The organism is Novosphingobium sp. 32-60-15, from assembly GCF_002280675.1.
In the GTDB taxonomy this organism is placed as follows: Bacteria; Pseudomonadota; Alphaproteobacteria; order Sphingomonadales; family Sphingomonadaceae; genus Novosphingobium.
Map to the genome: position 1 here is coordinate 236,040 of NZ_NCEN01000001.1, position 18,377 is coordinate 254,416.

The following is an 18,377-nucleotide window of genomic DNA, read 5'->3' on the forward strand; positions in this document are numbered from 1 at the left end:
AAAGGCCCCCGCCGGTTGTCCGATGGGGGCCTTTTTGTTGAGCAATCTAGCGGCGGCTATTCGCCGAAGGTGCGCTGCCACCAGCCGCGACGCGGGGAGGCGGTTGGCGTTTCTTCGGCTACCGGTTCCGCCGCAGGAGCTTCAGCACTGACCGTTTCAGCAGGTGCTGCGTCAGAAGCAACAGCGTCAGCCTTTTTCTTGCGCGGAGCACGCTTCGGCTTGGCTGGAGCGGCTTCCGCTTCAGCTTCGGCCTCAGCAGGGGCAGCTTCAGCAACCGGTTCGGCTGCAGGAGCGGCGTCTGCCTCGACGTCAGCTTTCTTTTTGCGCGGCGCGCGCTTCGGCTTGGCCGGGGCGGCTTCCGTTTCGGCTACAGGTTCCGCTGCAACTGGTGCTGGCGCTTCTTCTGCGATCGGCTCTGCTGCGGGGGCTGTATCGGTTACAGCATCAGCCTTTTTGCGACGAACGCGCTTTGGCTTGGCTGGCGCTTCTTCTGCAACGGGTGCAGGCGCAGCCTCGACAACGGCCTCAACGGCAGGTTCGGCCTGAGCTTCGACGGCATCGGCATAAGTGCCTTCGTCGCTTTCAGCCTGATCGGCATCACCCTCAGTGCCTTGGCCTTCTGCACCATCACGTCCACCGCGACGGCGACGACCGCGACGGCGGCGCTTGCGTTGACCGCGTTCGGCTTCGGTTTCAGCGTCTTGACCTGGTTCGCCAGCTTCGACGTTCGTTGCTTCATCCGAAGCTTCGTCATCGCCTTCTTGCGCGCCGTTTTCAGCATCCGAGCCTTGCGGGGCAGCGCCATCGTCATCACGGCGATCACGGCTGCGGCCACGACGGCGCTTGCGACGTTTGCGTCGGCCATCACGATCTGCAGCGTCCTCACCTTCGGGGCGAGGGCCGCGGGCAGGGCGCTCATCACGCTCTTCAACCTCTTCTTCGGCGTCGTAATCGTCCTCGACGATGTCGTCCTCTTCTTCAGGTTCGACAATCGGCTCGAAGCGGGGCACGAATTCAGGACGCGGCCCGCGTGAGGCGACGCGCATTTTCGCGCCTTCGTTTTCACCTTCAGGGATCACTTCGACAGTGACGCCATAGCGTTCTTCGATTTCGCCCAGATCAATACGCTTGGCATTCAGCACATAGATTGCAGCTTCTTGGCTTGCATAGAGCGTAACGATGTTGCCTTTGCCCTTGGCCGCTTCGTCCTCGATCATGCGCAGGGCCGAAAGGCCGGCGGACGATGCGGTGCGGACAAGGCCCGAGCCATCGCAATGCGGGCAGCCACGGGTGGTGGCCTCCAGAACGCCGGTGCGCAGGCGCTGGCGGCTCATTTCCATCAGGCCGAAGCCCGAAATGCGGCCAACCTGGATGCGCGCGCGATCATTGCGCAGCGCGTCCTTCATCGCCTTTTCGACCTTACGGATGTTTGAGCCGTATTCCATGTCGATGAAGTCGATCACGACAAGGCCGGCCATATCGCGCAGGCGCAATTGGCGGGCGATTTCGCGCGCAGCTTCAAGGTTGGTGGAAACCGCCGTCGCTTCGATGCCGTGTTCCTTGGTGGAGCGGCCCGAGTTGATGTCGATCGAGACAAGCGCCTCGGTCGGGTTGATGACGAGGTAACCGCCCGACTTCAACTGCACGACCGGATCATACATCGCGGTCAGTTGGTCTTCGGCACCATAGCGCTGGAACAGCGGCACCGGATCGGCATATTGCTGCACCCGCTTGGCGTGGCTGGGCATCAGCAGTTTCATGAAGTCTTTGGCGGCGCGATAGCCATATTCGCCTTCGACGACGACTTCTTCGATGTCACGGTTGTAGATGTCGCGGATGGCGCGTTTGATCAGGTCACTGTCCGAATGGATCAGGGCAGGGGCGACCGAGCCAATCGTACGTTCGCGAATTTCGTCCCACAAGCGGGCGAGGTAATCGAAGTCACGCTTGATTTCGGGCTTGGTGCGCTGAAGACCCGCAGTGCGCACGATGCAGGACATCGAACGCGGCAGTTCCATTTCGGTGATGATCGATTTCAGGCGCTTGCGGTCAGTTGCCGAGCTGATCTTGCGGCTGATACCACCGCCATGGCTGGAGTTTGGCATGAGCACGCAATAGCGGCCAGCAAGGCTGAGATACGTGGTGAGAGCAGCGCCCTTGTTCCCGCGCTCTTCCTTGACGACCTGGACGAGCAGAACCTGACGGCGCTGGATGACATCCTGGACCTTGTAGCGACGGCGCAGCGCCATACGCTTGGCGCGCAGTTCATCGGCTTCTTTGCCTTGGGCACGCCCGCCCTGACGGCGACCGCGACGCGGGCGACCGTTGTTGGACTGTTCACCGTTTTCGTCTTCGCCTTCGTCACCAGCGTCAGCGGCGTTTTCTTCGCCTTCTTCGCCTTCGTGATCAAAGCCGTTTTCGACGACGCCGCCTTCGATGGTGGCGACCTGGTCTTTTTCCGATGTGTCGACTTCGGTTACGCCGTCCCCGTTTTCATAGCCGTCAGAATCGTAACCCTCACCGTCGCCATATTCATCTTCATCGCCGTCTTCGGCAGCGCGCAACGCTGCTTCCTCTTCGGCGTGGGCGGCTTCTTCAGCCAGAAGAGCCTCACGGTCTTCCTTGGGGATTTGATAGTAATCGGGGTGGATTTCGCTGAACGCGAGGAACCCGTGCCGGTTGCCGCCAAAATCAACAAAAGCCGCCTGAAGCGAGGGCTCTACTCGTGTAACTTTGGCCAGATAGATATTGCCTTTGATCTGCTTGTGATCCGCAGATTCAAAGTCGAATTCCTCAATCCGGTTGCCCTTCAGCACCGCCACCCGGGTTTCTTCCTGGTGGCGCGCATCGATAAGCATGCGCGTTGTCATTATAAATTCTCCAGCCGCGCCGCCGCCGGGTTGCCCCTGCGTCGCTGGCGCGGATCGTTTGAGATAGGCGCGCGCTATTAGGCAGGACCAATGCTGAGATTGGGCGATTGCCATGAATGCGCGCGAATGCGGGTTTGCCGGATCGGAGCGTTGGGACGAGAGGCTTTGCGCCTGTCACGTCTTGTCGCTCGCCGCCCGGCGGCGGTTGGTTTGTGTCTGCTGTGACGATAACTCGCGGCGAAGTGCGCGCGCTGCCCATCGTCCACGCCAATGCTGCCCCGGTGGGGCTGGCAGGCAGGAACGAAACGCAGCTCATCATTACGGCATCAACCTTGTGGCGCGGGGAATGGGCGCGACCGCATCTTCATCCCCACGATAACGAGACTTCGTCAGCAATGTTATTTCTCTGCCCACCATAGCGCAATGAGGCGCTTTTTGGCGGTTTGAGAGGAAAGCACACTGACACTGACGTACCTCGGTAGACCATTGCTAGCACCCCAATTGCAAACCAGCAAATAAAACAATGCCGGACGTTTGCGCCTTGGAATGTGGCAGGCAACCTTCGCACGCAATATATTAGGGAACGGTTAACCATAACGCCGTTTTCGGACTAGACCGGGGCAAGCGTGGCAGGGCATAGGCCATTGAGAATGGTTGACCGGGGTATCTTTGGCACAGCATTGGCGGCACCGATCGTGGCGGCGGCCGCGGTATGGGCTGTTCTTGCCGCAGGCTTGGCACATGTTGAACCGCGTTATGTGGTGAAGCTGGCCATGCCGGATGATGCAGGCGTCATTGGCTTGCCAAAGGTTGAAGGCCCGGCTGATGCAAGCCGCCCGTTGGTCGTTATTGATGCAGGCCATGGTGGTCATGATCCCGGCGCAAGCGGGCAAGACGGTGAACGCGAAAAAGACCTGACATTGATGCTCGCGCAATCCATGCGCGATGCCTTGTTGGCATCCGGGCGTGTTCGCGTGGCTTTGACCCGCGATACCGACCGCTTTCTGGTTTTGGCCGAACGCGCCGATATTGCGCACCGGTTGAACGCAGATTTGTTCATTTCTGTCCATGCTGACGCGGCGAGTTCGGCCGAGGCGCGCGGGGCGACGATTTATACGCTCTCCGACAAGGCATCTGATTCGGTCGCAGAAGCGCTTGCTGCGCGCGAAAACCGGGCGGATGCGGTGAACGGCGTGTCCTTGGCGGGCAAGGGGCAGACGGTCTCGTCGATCCTTGTCGATCTGGCGCGGCGCGAAATGCGCGGCAGTTCACAGCGCTTTGGCGAACTGGTCGTGCGCGAAGGCACAGACGCAATCACCTTTCATACGCAACCACAGCGGGAAGCAGCGTTTGTGGTGCTGAAATCATTGGATTTGCCATCTGCGCTGATCGAGGCCGGATATATCAGCAATTCCGAAGACGCAAAGGCCATGCGTGACCAGACGTGGCGCAAAAGCTTTGCCCGGACAGTGGCGCGGGCCATCGAGATTTTTCTTGCAGAACGCCAGGCGCCTGCTCTGGCTGCACCCAACGATGTGCAGTGATTGGCAAGTTGCTGCGATAGTCCTCTGGCAAGGGGAGGCGTGACCATGCTAGAGGCGCTGCACGATGGCTGACGAGACACCTGAGCAAACCCGGTTCGTAACGCGGCGCGGCGGGGTGACCAACCGTTGGCGCGGAATTTCGCTGTGGTACCGCAGCAAGTGGCGTGACAGCCGCTTGTTCCGCCTTGCTAACTATCTGCTGGGCGCGGTGCTGCTGGGCTGGTTCGTGCTGTGGCTAACCGTTGCGCGGACGCTGCCTTCGGCGGACAAATTGCTGACATACCAACCACCTTTGCCCACCATGGTGCGCGGCAACGATGGCGAGATCGTATCAAGCTATGCCCGCGAACGTCGCGTGCAATTGCGGTTTGTCGATTTCCCCGAGCCGATGATCAACGCGTTTCTGGCAGCCGAGGACAAGACGTTCTGGTCGCATGGCGGCATTGATTATCTTGGTTTTGCAGGCGCTGTCGTCGACTATGCGACCAAGTTCGGATCGGATGAACGCGCGCGCGGCGGGTCCACCATCACGCAGCAGGTGGCCAAGAATATCCTGATCGGCGATGAATATTCGATCACGCGCAAGCTGAAGGAAATGATCCTCGCGCGCAGGATCGAAGGCGTGCTGACCAAGCAACAGATTCTGGAATTGTATCTCAACGAAATCCCGCTGGGGCGGCAAAGCTTTGGCGTTCAGGCAGCCGCGCGGGCCTATTTCGACAAGGATGTGGGCGATCTTGCGCTGCATGAAACCGCGTTTTTGGCGATTCTTCCCAAGGCGCCAGAGCGTTATGGCCGCGCCAAGTTTGAAGGTATGGCGATCACACGGCGCAATTATGTGCTCGATCAAATGGTCAAAAGCGGATGGGCGACGCAGGCCGAGGCCGCCGCTGCCGGCGCGATGCCGCTGGGGCTTCGCCCACGCCGCGCCGAAAGCTATACCGCAGATGCAGGCTATTTCCTTGAAGAAGTGCGCCGCCGCCTGATCGGCAAATTTGGCGAAAAAGCTGAAGATGGTCCGAACAGCATCTATGCGGGCGGATTGTGGGTGCGCACGTCGCTGGACACGCAATTGCAAACGGCGGCGCAAAAGTCCTTGCGCGCGGCCCTGCTGCGCTATGGTGGTGGGCGCGCTTGGCATGGACCCATTGCAAGGATCGATCTGGACGATGGCAATTGGCAAACACAGCTGATAACCAGCAACATCTCGATAAATTACCAGAATTGGCGTGTGGGCGTTCTGCTATCCCGCGATGGTAACAGCGGGAAAATCGGTTTCTCCGACGGCAAGACCGCTGGTTTGATCGGCGTTCCTGACAACATGAAGCCGGGCGATATTACAGCCGTTGCGCCGGTTAATTCGGGCACATTTGCGGTGCGGACCATCCCAGAAGTTTCGGGCGGCATGGTTGTGCAAGATCCGCAAAGCGGACGCGTATTGGCGATGCAGGGCGGATTCGACGCGCGCCTGGGCTCTTTCAACCGTGCGACGCAGGCCAACCGGCAGCCGGGGTCGACGATCAAGCCGTTTGTCTATGCCACCGCGCTCGACAACGGGATGACGCCTGCCTCTATGGTCGTGGACGGAACGTTCTGTGTTTATCAGGGCGCGGCGCTGGGCGAAAAGTGCTTCCGCAACTTCGGTAACGAAGGCGGATCGGGCAGCCACACTATGCGTTGGGGGCTTGAACAATCGCGCAACCTGATGACCGTGCGCGTGGCCAATGACGTGGGCATGGACAAAGTGGTGCGCACGATCAAGGCGGCGGGCGTGGGCGATTATCAGCCCTATTTGTCGATGGCATTGGGCGCGGGCGACACGACCGTGCTGAAGATGGTCAACGCTTATGCAGCGCTTGCCAATCAGGGGCGGCAGCATGATCCGTCGATGATCGACTATGTGCAGGACCGGAACGGCAAAGTGATCTGGCGGGCGGATAACCGGCGTTGCGACGGTTGCAGCATGGCGCAATGGGACGGCAAGCCGATGCCGCGCCTGAACGTCACCGGCAAGCAAGTGATCGATCCGCGCACGGCCTATCAAGTGGTCCACATGCTTGAGGGCGTGGTGGTTCGCGGTACGGCGATTACCCTGCGCGATCTGGGCCTGCCGCTGTTTGGCAAGACGGGCACGACATCCGGCCCGACAAATGTGTGGTTTGTCGGCGGATCACCTGACATTATTGCGGGCGTATATATCGGCTATGACCAGCCGCGCAGCCTTGGCGGTTATGCGCAAGGCGGACGGATTGCCGCGCCCGTGTTCAAGCAATTGGTGCAAGAAACGCGCAGCCGCTGGAAGGACATCCCGTTCCGCGTACCCGAAGGCGTACGCATGGTGAAAGTTGACCGGGTATCGGGCAAGCGCGTGTTTGGCGGAACGCCTGAAAATGACGTGGCCAAAGCATCGATCATCTGGGAAGCCTTCAAGCCTGATACGGAACCCAAGCGTACCGCGCAGCAAGGCGAGGTTAGTGCCAAACAGGCCGTCATTGATGCCTTGCGCAAGGCGCGGGCTGCGCGCGGGATTGCCAACCCGACGACAGAAGAAGCGCCGGTGGAAGAGAGCTTTATCGAAGAGCAAGGCGGGATTTACTAGAGCCCCTGACTGCCCTCAAAGGCATTGGCCGGGTGGCGCGATGTCTGGTAAGTCTTTGATCATGAACTTGCGCAAACTTGCCGCTGCCGGTGCAGCCTTCGCTCTTCTGGCCTCAACCCCGGCATTTGCCGAGCTTAAAAGCGGGGCCACGGCTCCTGACTTTACGGCCAATGGTGCATTGGCGGGCAAGCCGTTTTCGTTCTCGTTAAAGCAAGCCCTGCAAAAGGGACCGGTGGTGCTGTATTTCTACCCCAAGGCGTTCACCAAGGGTTGCACGCTGGAAGCCCATGCCTTTGCCGAAGCTAGCGACGAGTTCAAGGCCGCGGGCGCGACGGTTGTTGGCATGTCGAACGATGATATTGCAACATTGCAAAAGTTTTCGACCGAGGCATGCCGTGATAAGTTTGCTGTGGCCGCAGCAAGTCCTGCGGTGGTCAAGGCCTATGACGTTGCGCTGAAATTGCCTGCGGGAATATCGACAGGACTGACCAAGCGTACAAGCTATGTCATTGCCAAAAACGGCAAGGTGACGATGGTCCATTCGGATATGGATTATCGCGATCATGTAAAGTTGACGCTGGATGCCGTGCGCAAGTTGAAGGGCGCAAAATCCTGAGAATGCGCGCATTGCATCGCTGAGCAATACGCTCGGGGCTTTACATGCCTGTCCGCTGCGCTAAGCGCGGGCAGGCTTTTTTATGTTTTGAATATCGGGAGTGTGTTTGCCATGCGTGCCGAAGGGCAGGCCCATATTGACCGTATCAATGCTGCCTTGGCATTGGTGCGCAAGTTCCTCGACTGGGACCGCGCTGTGCGCCGTCTCGACGAGTTGAACGCCCGCGTCGAAGATCCCAAGCTGTGGGATGATCCGAAGAAGGCCGAAGAAGTGATGCGTGAGCGTCGGCGGTTGGAAGCGTCGATCGGCACGGTCAACGAAATCGGTCAGGAAATGGCCGACGCCATCGAGTTTATCGAGATGGGCGAGGCCGAAGACGACGAGCCGACCATCAACGAAGGTTTGGCCACCTTGGCCGCTTTGGCCGCGCGCGCAGACAATGATAAAGTGCAAGCGCTGCTGGCTGGCGAGGCTGATGCCAACAACGCCTTCCTTGAAGTGCACGCTGGCGCAGGCGGGACCGAAAGCCAGGACTGGGCCGAGATGCTCCAGCGCATGTATACCCGTTGGGGCGAACGGCACGGCTACAAGGTTGAACTGGTCGATTATCACGCAGGTGAAGCTGCCGGAATCAAGAGCGCGACGTTGCTGATCAAGGGCGAGAACGCCTATGGCTATGCCAAAACCGAAAGCGGCGTGCATCGTCTGGTGCGCATCAGCCCCTATGACAGCTCGGCACGGCGGCACACGTCTTTCAGCTCGGTCTGGGTGTACCCTGAAATTGATGACAACATCGAGGTCGAGATCAATCCATCGGACCTCAAGATCGACACGTATCGCGCATCGGGCGCTGGCGGGCAGCACGTGAATACCACCGATTCGGCGGTCCGTATCACGCACGTGCCGACAGGAATCATTGTCGCCAGCCAGAATGACCGCAGCCAGCACAAGAATCGCGCCACCGCGATGGGCATGTTGAAGGCGCGCATCTATGAGGCTGAACTGGCCAAGCGTGAAGCGGCGGCCAGCGGCGAATATCAGGCCAAGACGGAAATCGGTTGGGGCCACCAGATCCGCTCCTACGTGTTGCAGCCCTATCAGCAGATCAAGGATTTGCGCACCGGCGTGGTGTCAACCAACCCCGGCGAAGTGCTGGACGGGGCGCTTGACCCGTTCATGGCAGCCGCGCTTTCGCAAAAAGTGACCGGTGAAAAGGTGACGGTGGAGGACGACGATTGAGCAGGGCTGCGGCCCTTGTCACTCTTGCGCTGGCGGCGCTGGCTTCGTTTGTCGTGTCCGCATGCGATCAAGCGCCTGAAGATAATCGGCCCGAAACATCACGCGGATTTCCCACAGCGGATCGGCCTGTTTCCAAGGTTGTCAGCACCCAGTTTTCGAACGAGGCTGAGCGCGACAATCGTGACGAGGCCAACAAGGTGATGAGCCTTGCCGGGGTCACGCCGGGGATGAGCGTGGCCGACATTGGCGCGGGCGAAGGCTATTATACGGTGCGCCTTGCTGAACGTGTCGGGGCCAAAGGCCGCGTTTTGGCGCAGGATATTGACGGCGATGCGTTGCGCAGGCTGGGCGAACGCGTTGAAAAGGACCGGCTTGATAACGTATCAATCAAGCCGGGCGCTGCGGATGATCCGCGCCTTCCCGAACGCAGTTTTGACCGCGTATTCCTTGTCCACATGTACCACGAAGTTGCTGAGCCATATGCGTTTTTGTGGCGGCTTTGGCCATCGCTGAAGCCGGGTGGGCGCGTGGTGGTGGTGGATGTGGACAAATCCACAGCAAGCCACGGTATTCCGCCCGCATTGCTGTTTTGCGAGATGGAAGCGGCGGGCTTTCGTTTGGATCAATTTCACCGTAAGCCCGAGTTGGCAGGGTACTATGCGCAATTTGTGGTAGCACCGGTCAGGCCGGAGCCGAAGAAGATCAAGTCGTGCCGGTTGGCACCGGCGAAAGTGTGAGTGCGCAGAGGCGCTGAAAGGGAATTAATGTCTGCGTTCAAGGGGTTGAAGCCGATTCTCTATGGTGGCCGTGAAGTTTGGCCATTGGTTGAGGGCGGCAAGGGTGTTGCTGCAACGAACCACATGAGTTCAGGCGCATGGGCCGCCGCCGGGGGAATTGGCACGGTCAGCGCGGTTAACGCCGATAGCTATGACGCCGAAGGCAAGATCGTACCGCAAGTGTACGATGCCCTGACGCGGCGCGAACGCCACGAACAGTTGATCCAATATGCGATTGACGGTGCAGTCGAACAGGTAAAGCGCGCGCATGAGATTTCTGGCGGAAACGGCGCGATCAACATCAACGTGCTGTGGGAAATGGGCGGCGCGCAGGCCGTTCTGGAAGGCGTACTTGAGCAGACCAAGGGTCTGATTACCGGCGTTACTTGTGGCGCGGGTATGCCTTACAAGCTTTCCGAAATCGCGGCGCGGTTCAACGTGCACTATTTGCCCATCGTATCATCGGGCCGTGCGTTTCGTGCGCTATGGAAGCGGGCGTATCACAAAGTGCCCGAATTGCTGGGCGCGGTGGTTTATGAAGATCCGTGGCTGGCGGGCGGGCACAATGGTCTGTCCAACGCTGAAGACCCCAGGAAGCCCGAAGACCCCTATCCGCGCGTGAAGGCGCTACGCGATGTCATGCGCGCCGAAGGTATTGCCGATACCGTGCCGATCGTGATGGCAGGCGGCGTATGGGCTTTGCGCGAATGGGACAACTGGATTGATAACCCGGAATTGGGGTCAATTGCGTTCCAGTTCGGCACGCGTCCGTTGCTGACCGAAGAAAGCCCGATCCCGCAGGGGTGGAAAGACCACTTGCGCGAATTGGAGCCGGGCGATGTGCTTCTGCACCGTTTTTCGCCGACGGGCTTCTACTCTTCAGCCGTGCGCAACCCCTTCCTGCGTTCGCTCGAAGCGCGGTCTGAACGGCAAATTCCCTATTCAAAGGTTGAAGCAGGCGAACACACCGTCCAGCTTGATGTGGGCGTGAAGGGTAAGAACTTCTGGGTGACGGCCAAGGATCTTGATCGCGCTCGGGCGTGGTTCAGTGCCGGTTATACCCATGCGTTGCGCACGCCCGATGACACTGTTGTGTTTGTAACGCCGGACGAGCGCGCGGAAATCCAGCAGGACCAGAAAGATTGCATGGGCTGCCTTTCGCACTGCGGGTTCTCATCGTGGAAAGACCATGACGATTATACGACCGGACGTTTGGCTGATCCGCGCAGCTTCTGCATTCAGAAGACCTTGCAGGATATCGCGCACGGCGGCGACCTCGACAAGAACCTGATGTTCGCAGGCCATGCTGCATACCGTTTCAAGCAGGACCCGTTTTATTCGAACAACTTTACCCCGACGGTGAAGCAATTGGTGGAACGGATTTTGACAGGCGATTGAACAGGGCTTGGGTCAGCGCTGGAAACAGCAGCAGGCCCACACCCAACCTATCCCCCTTGCGAGAGGGGGCAAAGAAAAAGGCGGGTCCGGTTTGTCCGAACCCGCCTTTTCTATGCCTCCAGAGGCAAATCGATCAATCAAATTCCCAGGCGCGTTCGCCGTGGCTGGTGATGTCGAGGCCTTCGCGCTCTTCGTCTTCGGTCACGCGCATCGGGATGACTAAAGATACCATCAAGGCGCAAACGACGGTGGCAAAAGCGCTCCACAATGCGACCACGCCGACCCCTGCAAATTGGGCAATCACTTGGCGCGTCATATCCATACCTTCGGCATAGCCTGTGCCGCCGAACGAGGGTGCGATGAACACCGCAAGGAGGATTGATCCGATCATCCCACCAACGCCATGGACCGCGAAAACGTCGAGCGAATCGTCGATGTGAAGACGTTGTTTGACCAGTTGGATCATCGGGTAACAAAGAATGGCTGCCAGCGCACCGAGCACCATGGCAGCACCCGGAGCGATGAAACCGGCAGCAGGCGTGACTGTCGCAAGACCGGCAATGGCCCCTGTTGCAAAGCCGACAGAGGTGGGTTTGCCAACGGTGAACTTTTCAATGATCAACCAGACGAGCGCCGCAACACACGCCGCCGCGTGCGTATTGATGATGGCCGATGCGGCGTCATCGTTGGCAGCAAGTGCCGAGCCGCCATTGAAGCCAAACCAGCCAACCCACAAAAGCGCAGCACCCGCCATGGTGAGCGACGGGCTGTGGGGCATCATCAGTGTTTTGGGAAAACCAGCGCGCTTGCCGAGCAAAAGTGCGACCACAAGCGCCGAGATACCGGCAGTGGTGTGAACGACGATACCACCTGCGAAATCAAGCGTGCCGAACTGTGATGACAGCCAGCCGCCGCCCCATACCCAGTGGGCCGCGGGGGCATAGACGATCAAGCCCCAAAGCGCGCAGAACCCGATGACCCAGCCAAACCGTGCGCGATCAACCCATGCGCCAACCATCAGCGCAGGCGTGATCAGGGCAAAGCACATCTGGTAAAGCGCAAAGGCGCTTTCGGGGATCGCGGTATTGGCGCGGACATTGCCGAGGTTTAGCAGCATCCATGCATTACCGCTGCCAATCCAGCCACCGCTGACATCACCAAAGGCGAGTGTGTAACCCACCATGATCCACAGAATTGAAGCGACCGCCGCAATGGCGCCGACTTGCACCAACACCGCAAGGAAGCCCTTGGCACGGACCAGGCCGCCATAGAACAGGGTGAGGCCCGGCATGGCCATGAGCAAAACGAAAGCCGAGGAGACAAGGATCCATGCGGTATCACCGGTATCGGCGACATCTTCGACGCTGACTGGCGCATCGACCTGCGCAAAAGCCAGCATCGGCACAAGCGTTGCGGCAGCGGCTACCGCGCCCGCCAACATTTTTCGCATTAAAAACCTCCCCCTCACACAGGGTGAACCTGTGCCAGACCTCTCTCCTGAGGCCTTATGGCAATATAACTGCTGCGCACAAGCGCGGTTGCGATTGATTATTGTGCCAAACAGGGGCTGGCCTCTTAAACGAGACCGTCAAGCACTTGATCAGGGGGGCGGTGACCGTCCGCCCAGACGCGGACGTTGGCGATGACTTTATCACCCGAGGCCTGCCGCCCTTCGAACGTGGCGCTGCCCATGCGGGGCAGGATGGCGACGTTGTGATGGGCCGTAAGGCGTGGATCGACTTGCGGTTCGTGTTCGAACACATCCAGCCCGGCGCCGCCAATGCGCCCTTCGACCAATGCCGCGATCAATGCTTCTTCTTCGATCAACTGGCCGCGCGCGGTGTTAACAAGATAGGCCTCGGGCTTCATCAGGGCGATGCGCCGCGCATCGATAATGTGGTGCGTTTCCGGGCTGGCCGGGCAGTGCAGCGTGAGAATGTCAGATTCGGCGACGAGTTTGTCGAGGTCGGGTTCAAACTGTGCGCCGAACATGCTTTCCTGCGCCAAAGGCAGGCGGTGGCGGCTATTGTAAATCACATTCAGGCCAAAGGCGCGGGCACGCCAAGCTACGGCTTGGCCAATCCGGCCCATGCCAAGGATGCCCAGCGTCTTTCCGGACAAGCGGTGGCCAAGCATCGTGGAAGGGGCCCAGCCTTCCCATTTGCCGGCGCGCAATATGCGACCGCCGTAATTAAGTCGGCGGGTGACCGAAATGATCAGCGCAATCGCCATGTCGGCGGTATCATCGGTAAATACGCCGGGGGTGTTGGTCACGATAATCTTGCGGGCACGGGCGGCGCTCAGGGCAATGTGATCCGTGCCTGCACCGAAATTTGCGATCAGGCCAAGTTGTGGGCCAGCCTGACCGATCAGGTCGGCATCAATCACGTCAGTTACCGTGGGGACGAGCACGTGCGCGGTTTGCATGGCGGCAACCAATGCATCGCGCGACATGGGCCGATCATCAGCGCTGAGCGTAACGTCGAACAATTCGCGCATGCGCGCTTCGGTTTCGGGCAGAAGTTTGCGCGTGACGGTTACGCGGGGGGTGCCTTCGACGCGGCGCGTTGGGCGATAGTCGGCTGAGCTGGTCATAATGGCGCAAGGCTAGGCGCTGGCAGGGGAGGTGGTCAAGCGTCGGAACGCGTTGTGGTGGTGGACATCCTTGGGCATAGTGTTGCCCTTGGCTGATAATTTTGCGACGGCTGTGACATGACTGTATTATCTGCGCTTAGATCTTCTGCCGCCTTTGCCGCAGCTGCGGCGCTGATGCTTGGACTCGCCCAGCCGCTTATGGCGCAAAGTGAAGGCGCTTATTGGGTTTCCACCAGCAAGGCCAAGGCGAATATGCGCGTGGGGCCGGGGCGTGATTACCGGATCAGCTGGACTTATGTGCGCAAGGGCGTGCCGCTTAAAGTGCTGCGTGTGATGGGCGGTTGGCGCCTTGTCGAGGACAAGGATGGATCACGCGGGTGGATCCTTCAGCAATTCCTCAACCGCGAACGATCGGGCATTGTCACCGGCAGGGTTTCCGAGATTCGCGCTGGTAAAGATGGCAGTGGAACCGTGCTGTGGCGTGTGGAGCCCGGCGTGATTGGCAAGCTTGGCGAATGCGAGGCCCAGTGGTGCGCATTTGATATCGACGGACGCAAAGGTTTCATCCGCGCCGATAGCGTATGGGGCGCGCAGACGCCCTGAACGACCTGTCCCCGGCCTTGCGACCGGGGACATTCAGCGATCAGATAAGTTCGATAGCCAGCGCAGTGGCTTCACCGCCACCAATGCACAGGCTGGCGACGCCCTTTTTCAGACCATGCTTTTTGAGCGCGGCGATCAGCGTGGTGACAATGCGCGTGCCCGAAGCGCCGATCGGATGGCCAAGCGCTGTGGCACCGCCGTTGACGTTGATCTTGGCATGATCGATGCCGAGATCGTGCATGGCGAACATGGCGACGCAGGCGAAGGCTTCGTTGACTTCGAACAGATCGACATCGGCGATTGACCAGCCCGCTTTTTCCAGAACCTTGTTGATTGCGCCGACAGGAGCAACTGTGAAATCCTTTGGTTCTTGCGCGTGGGCGGCAAGCGCCACGATCCGCGCAACGGGTGTCAGGCCAGCAGCTGTCGCGACACTGGCGCGGGTAAGCGTGACCGCAGCCGCACCATCCGAGATGGATGATGACGTGGCAGCAGTGATGGTGCCGTCTTTGGCGAAGGCAGCCTTGAGTGACGGAATCTTGTCTGGGCGGCCTTTGCCGGGGGCTTCGTCGGTGGAAACAACTGTTTCACCGGCGCGGCTTTTGACTGTGACGGGCGCGATTTCATCCTCAAAACTGCCATCGGAGACCGCAGTTTGCGCGCGGCGAAGCGATTCAATGGCGTATGAATCCTGCTGTTCGCGGGTCAGTTGATAAGCATTGGCGGTGTCTTGTGCGAAAGTGCCCATGGCGCGGCCCGCGTCATAAGCGTCTTCTAGACCATCAAGGAACATGTGGTCATAGGCCGTATCATGGCCGATGCGCGCACCCGACCGGTGCTTTTTGAGCAGGTAAGGCGCGTTGGTCATGCTTTCCATGCCGCCCGCAACGATCAGATCGACGCTGCCCGAAGCGAGCGCTTCAGCACCCATGATGATGGTTTGCATGCCAGAGCCGCACACTTTGTTGACAGTGGTGGCCTGGACTGACTTTGGCAGGCCAGCCTTGATTGCGGCTTGGCGGGCAGGGGCCTGGCCAAGACCGGCTGGCAAGACGCAGCCCATATAAATGCGTTCGATGGCATCGGGTGAAACACCTGCGCGCTCGACCGCGGCTTTGACTGCTGTGGCGCCCAGATCCGTAGCGGAAACGTCGGCCAGCGCGCCTTGCATCGCGCCCATCGGGGTGCGCGCATAAGACAGAATGACGACAGGATCGGACGATGAGAATTGTGCCATGGCTTGACGGCCTCTGCTGATTACGTGCTGTGATGCACTGGAATGTTGCTATCAATGTAGTGTGCAGCGCAACAAAAGCAAATGGACATGGCACGGAGGGGCGCGTGAATACTGATCTGATCGTGACGCTGCCTTGGGGTGCAATACTGGCCGGAGCGGCAGTGTTGGGCGCGGTAATTGGCAGCTTTTTGGGGGCCGTGCTGATCCGGTTGCCAGAGGGGCGATCCGTGGTGCGTGGCCGATCAGCATGCGATGGCTGTGGCAAGGCGCTGACGATTGGCGAACTGGTGCCGGTGCTGTCGTGGGCCATCCAGCGTGGCAAATGCAGGGCGTGCGGGGTGTCGATCGGCACTGCGCAATTCGTGTGCGAACTTGGCGGCGCGGCGATCGGCATTGGCGCGGTGTTATGGGCGCGTAACAATCTGGCGCTCGCGGCGATGATTTTCGGGTGGCAATTGCTGCTTCTGGGCTTGCTGGATTTGCGCCATTTATGGCTGCCTCGCGTGTTGGTTGGCTGGTTGGCCATAACCGGCGCGGTTGTGGTCCTCGCGCGGACGATTGCTGTCGGGACGCTTGATCCGGCTATTGTGTCGTTGACCGGCGGGGCGCTGGGATATCTGTTGTTCTGGCTGATAGCGCGGTTCTATTTAAAGGCGCGCGGGAATGAGGGCATGGGTTCTGGCGATCCGCCGCTGATGGGGGCGATCGGCTTGTGGCTGGGACCGTTGGGTGTGGTTGAGGTGATGCTGGGGGCAAGCATTGTCGGCATTCTGGCAGCTATTGTCATGCTTGTAAGCAAGCGTAGTATCGCAGCCGATACGGCCCTGCCGCTGGGAACCTGCCTTGCCGCTACGGCATGGCCGATCTTCCTGCTGCAAGGGCTGGGATAAGCTGATTCGGCGGGGGAGCCTGAGGCGCATGGACGAAACGACACGCGATGCCATGTTGGCAATGCTGGAGCGCCAGAAAGCAGCATTCATTGCAGCGCGGCCCGAACCATTGGCCACACGATACGACCGGCTTGAACGTTGCGCGCGCATTCTGCTCGACCACGGTGATGCGCTGGCCAAAACGATGAGCGCCGACTTTGGCCACCGCAGCCATGAACAATCGATGCTGACCGATGTGATGCCGGCGCTCAGCCTGATCCGCTATTCGCAAAAGCGGATGAAGGCGTGGTCCAAGCCGGAAAAGCGGCATGTGAACTTCCCGCTTGGGCTGTTCGGGGCCAAGGCAGAAGTCCGCTATGAACCCAAAGGCGTGATCGGCATTGTCGCGCCGTGGAATTTCCCGGTGGGCCTCACTTTTGGGCCGCTCGCCCAAGCCTTGGCGGCAGGTAACCGGGCGATGCTCAAGCCCAGCGAGTTTACCGGGCGGACATCGCAGTTGATGGCTGATCTGTTCGCCAAGGCCTTCGCGGCGGATGAAGTGGCCGTAGTGCTTGGCGGGCCGCAAACAGGGCAGGATTTCTGTTCGCTGGCGTTTGATCACCTGCTGTTTACGGGCGCCACATCGATCGGCAAACATGTGTTGCATGCCGCTGCCGACAATCTGGTGCCGGTTACGCTGGAGCTTGGCGGAAAATCGCCGACGGTCTTGGGCAAGGGCGTTGATGTGGCCAAGGCGGCAGACCGCATCGCGCTGGGCAAGATGATGAACGCTGGCCAGATCTGCCTTGCGCCTGATTACCTGCTCGTGCCCGAAGCGCTGGAAATGCAGACCATCGGCGCGCTGCAAGCCAGTGTCGCCAAAATGTACCCGACAATGCTGGCCAATGATGACTATACCTCGGTCATCAACCGCCGTCACCGTGACCGCTTGGTGGGCCTGGTTGACGATGCCGTGTCCAAGGGGGCCGAAGCTATTGTCGTCAATCCCGGCAGCGAGACGTTCGAGGGTTCGAACGGCAACAAGCTGCCCTTGACGATCCTGCGCAACGTCAATGATGACATGAAGGTGATGCAGGATGAAATCTTCGGACCGGTACTGCCGGTGAAAACCTATCGCCACATCGATCAGGCGATTGATTACATCAACGCGCACGACCGTCCGCTAGGGCTGTATTACTTCGGCGACGATACTGAAGAGCGTGAGGCGGTGCTGAACCGGACGATCTCTGGCGGCGTAACCATAAACGATGTAATTTTTCATGTCTCGGCAGATGATTTGCCGTTCGGCGGCATCGGTCCTTCAGGGATGGGCGGCTATCACGGAATCGAGGGTTTCCGCAGCTTCAGCCACGGACGGGCGGTCTATACCCAGCCGAAAATCAACGTGGCAGGGCTGGCCGGGTTGATGCCGCCTTATGGCAAGGCAACCGCGCGCACGCTCAAGATGCAGCTGAAGTAAGTAGTGCATACGAGTTCATCATGGCAAATCGCCGTCGATACGGCTGAATGGGCGCGAAAAGGTGGGTGGAAACCGTGCTTATTGCGGTGCACACCACTTGCGCGATGGCGGTGGCGGGACTAGGGCGCAGACAAACCTGCTAGCAAGGCGAGTCAGCCCTTTGGTCGAACAATCCAGCTATTTGGCGCAATACCTGCCAATCCTCATATTCCTCGGGATTGCCTTGGCACTTTCGTCGGCATTCGTATTTCTGCCGATGGGCGTTGCCCGTCTGACCGGCACACACAATCCGAATGCCGAGAAGAACAGCGAGTATGAATGCGGCTTCCCCGCATTCGAAGACCCGCGCAGCCAGTTTGACGTGCGGTTCTATCTCGTCGCCATCCTGTTCATCATCTTCGACCTTGAAGCTGCTTTCCTGTTTCCTTGGGCTGTCAGCCTTGGTGAAACGGGGTGGGCAGGTTGGATCACGATGATGGTGTTCCTTGCCGAACTGGTGATTGGCTTCATTTACGCCTGGAAAAAAGGCGCTTTGGACTGGGAATGAGCAA

The 18,377-nt window shown here is 59.5% G+C and carries 14 protein-coding genes; 10 read left to right on the top strand and 4 right to left on the bottom strand.

Annotated elements, in window-relative coordinates:
• Positions 1-56 precede the first annotated feature (56 nt).
• Positions 57-2,870, bottom strand: a complete 2,814-nt coding sequence (locus B7Y89_RS01030) for a ribonuclease E/G (protein ID WP_292934893.1) — start codon at positions 2,868-2,870, stop codon at positions 57-59.
• 680 nt (positions 2,871-3,550) lie between these two features.
• Between B7Y89_RS01030 and B7Y89_RS01035 the strand changes: the two genes are divergently transcribed.
• From B7Y89_RS01035 to B7Y89_RS01060, 6 genes are all read left to right on the top strand, one after another.
• Positions 3,551-4,414, top strand: a complete 864-nt coding sequence (locus B7Y89_RS01035) for an N-acetylmuramoyl-L-alanine amidase (RefSeq protein WP_292934895.1) — start codon at positions 3,551-3,553, stop codon at positions 4,412-4,414.
• Positions 4,415-4,478: 64 nt separating this feature from the next.
• Positions 4,479-7,013, top strand: a complete 2,535-nt coding sequence (locus tag B7Y89_RS01040) for a transglycosylase domain-containing protein (RefSeq protein ID WP_292934897.1) — start codon at positions 4,479-4,481, stop codon at positions 7,011-7,013.
• 61 nt (positions 7,014-7,074) lie between these two features.
• The gene (locus B7Y89_RS01045; protein ID WP_292934900.1) at positions 7,075-7,629 is read left to right on the top strand and encodes a peroxiredoxin; all 555 of its coding nucleotides are present in this window, start codon (positions 7,075-7,077) and stop codon (positions 7,627-7,629) included.
• Positions 7,630-7,740: 111 nt separating this feature from the next.
• Positions 7,741-8,868, top strand: a complete 1,128-nt coding sequence (prfB, locus tag B7Y89_RS01050) for a peptide chain release factor 2 (RefSeq protein WP_292934902.1) — start codon at positions 7,741-7,743, stop codon at positions 8,866-8,868.
• The gene (locus B7Y89_RS01055; protein WP_292934903.1) at positions 8,865-9,605 is read left to right on the top strand and encodes a class I SAM-dependent methyltransferase; all 741 of its coding nucleotides are present in this window, start codon (positions 8,865-8,867) and stop codon (positions 9,603-9,605) included. Before prfB ends, B7Y89_RS01055 begins: the two co-directional genes overlap by 4 nt.
• 27 nt (positions 9,606-9,632) lie before the next feature.
• Complete coding sequence (locus tag B7Y89_RS01060; protein WP_292934905.1) at positions 9,633-11,042, top strand: nitronate monooxygenase; 1,410 nt, start codon at positions 9,633-9,635, stop codon at positions 11,040-11,042.
• Between the two features lie 133 nt (positions 11,043-11,175).
• On the opposite strand, the gene B7Y89_RS01065 is transcribed toward B7Y89_RS01060, so the two are convergent.
• Both B7Y89_RS01065 and B7Y89_RS01070 read right to left on the bottom strand, forming a co-directional pair.
• Entirely contained in the window at positions 11,176-12,492 is a 1,317-nt protein-coding gene (locus B7Y89_RS01065; protein WP_292934907.1) for an ammonium transporter, read from the bottom strand.
• 125 nt (positions 12,493-12,617) lie between these two features.
• Positions 12,618-13,637: a D-glycerate dehydrogenase gene (locus tag B7Y89_RS01070; RefSeq protein ID WP_292934908.1), complete on the bottom strand. Its 1,020-nt coding sequence runs from the start codon at positions 13,635-13,637 to the stop codon at positions 12,618-12,620.
• A 117-nt stretch (positions 13,638-13,754) separates the two neighbouring features.
• Between B7Y89_RS01070 and B7Y89_RS01075 the strand changes: the two genes are divergently transcribed.
• On the top strand, positions 13,755-14,240 hold the full coding sequence (locus B7Y89_RS01075; protein ID WP_292934910.1) for an SH3 domain-containing protein: 486 nt from the start codon (positions 13,755-13,757) through the stop codon (positions 14,238-14,240).
• A gap of 40 nt (positions 14,241-14,280) precedes the next feature.
• Here the strand turns inward: B7Y89_RS01075 and B7Y89_RS01080 are convergent, their stop codons facing one another.
• Positions 14,281-15,477 (bottom strand): acetyl-CoA C-acyltransferase, encoded by a 1,197-nt coding sequence (locus tag B7Y89_RS01080; protein WP_292934912.1) that lies wholly within the window; start codon positions 15,475-15,477, stop codon positions 14,281-14,283.
• Positions 15,478-15,581: 104 nt separating this feature from the next.
• Here B7Y89_RS01080 and B7Y89_RS01085 point away from each other — a divergent pair, with 104 nt between their 5' ends.
• The 3 genes from B7Y89_RS01085 to B7Y89_RS01095 all read left to right on the top strand — a co-directional run bounded on the left by B7Y89_RS01085 (position 15,582) and on the right by B7Y89_RS01095 (position 18,373).
• Positions 15,582-16,367, top strand: coding sequence for an A24 family peptidase (locus B7Y89_RS01085; protein ID WP_292934914.1), 786 nt, complete (start codon positions 15,582-15,584; stop codon positions 16,365-16,367).
• 28 nt (positions 16,368-16,395) lie between these two features.
• Positions 16,396-17,826 (top strand): coniferyl aldehyde dehydrogenase, encoded by a 1,431-nt coding sequence (locus B7Y89_RS01090; RefSeq protein WP_292934915.1) that lies wholly within the window; start codon positions 16,396-16,398, stop codon positions 17,824-17,826.
• A 160-nt stretch (positions 17,827-17,986) separates the two neighbouring features.
• Positions 17,987-18,373 (top strand): NADH-quinone oxidoreductase subunit A, encoded by a 387-nt coding sequence (locus B7Y89_RS01095; RefSeq protein WP_292934917.1) that lies wholly within the window; start codon positions 17,987-17,989, stop codon positions 18,371-18,373.
• Positions 18,374-18,377 lie beyond the last annotated feature (4 nt).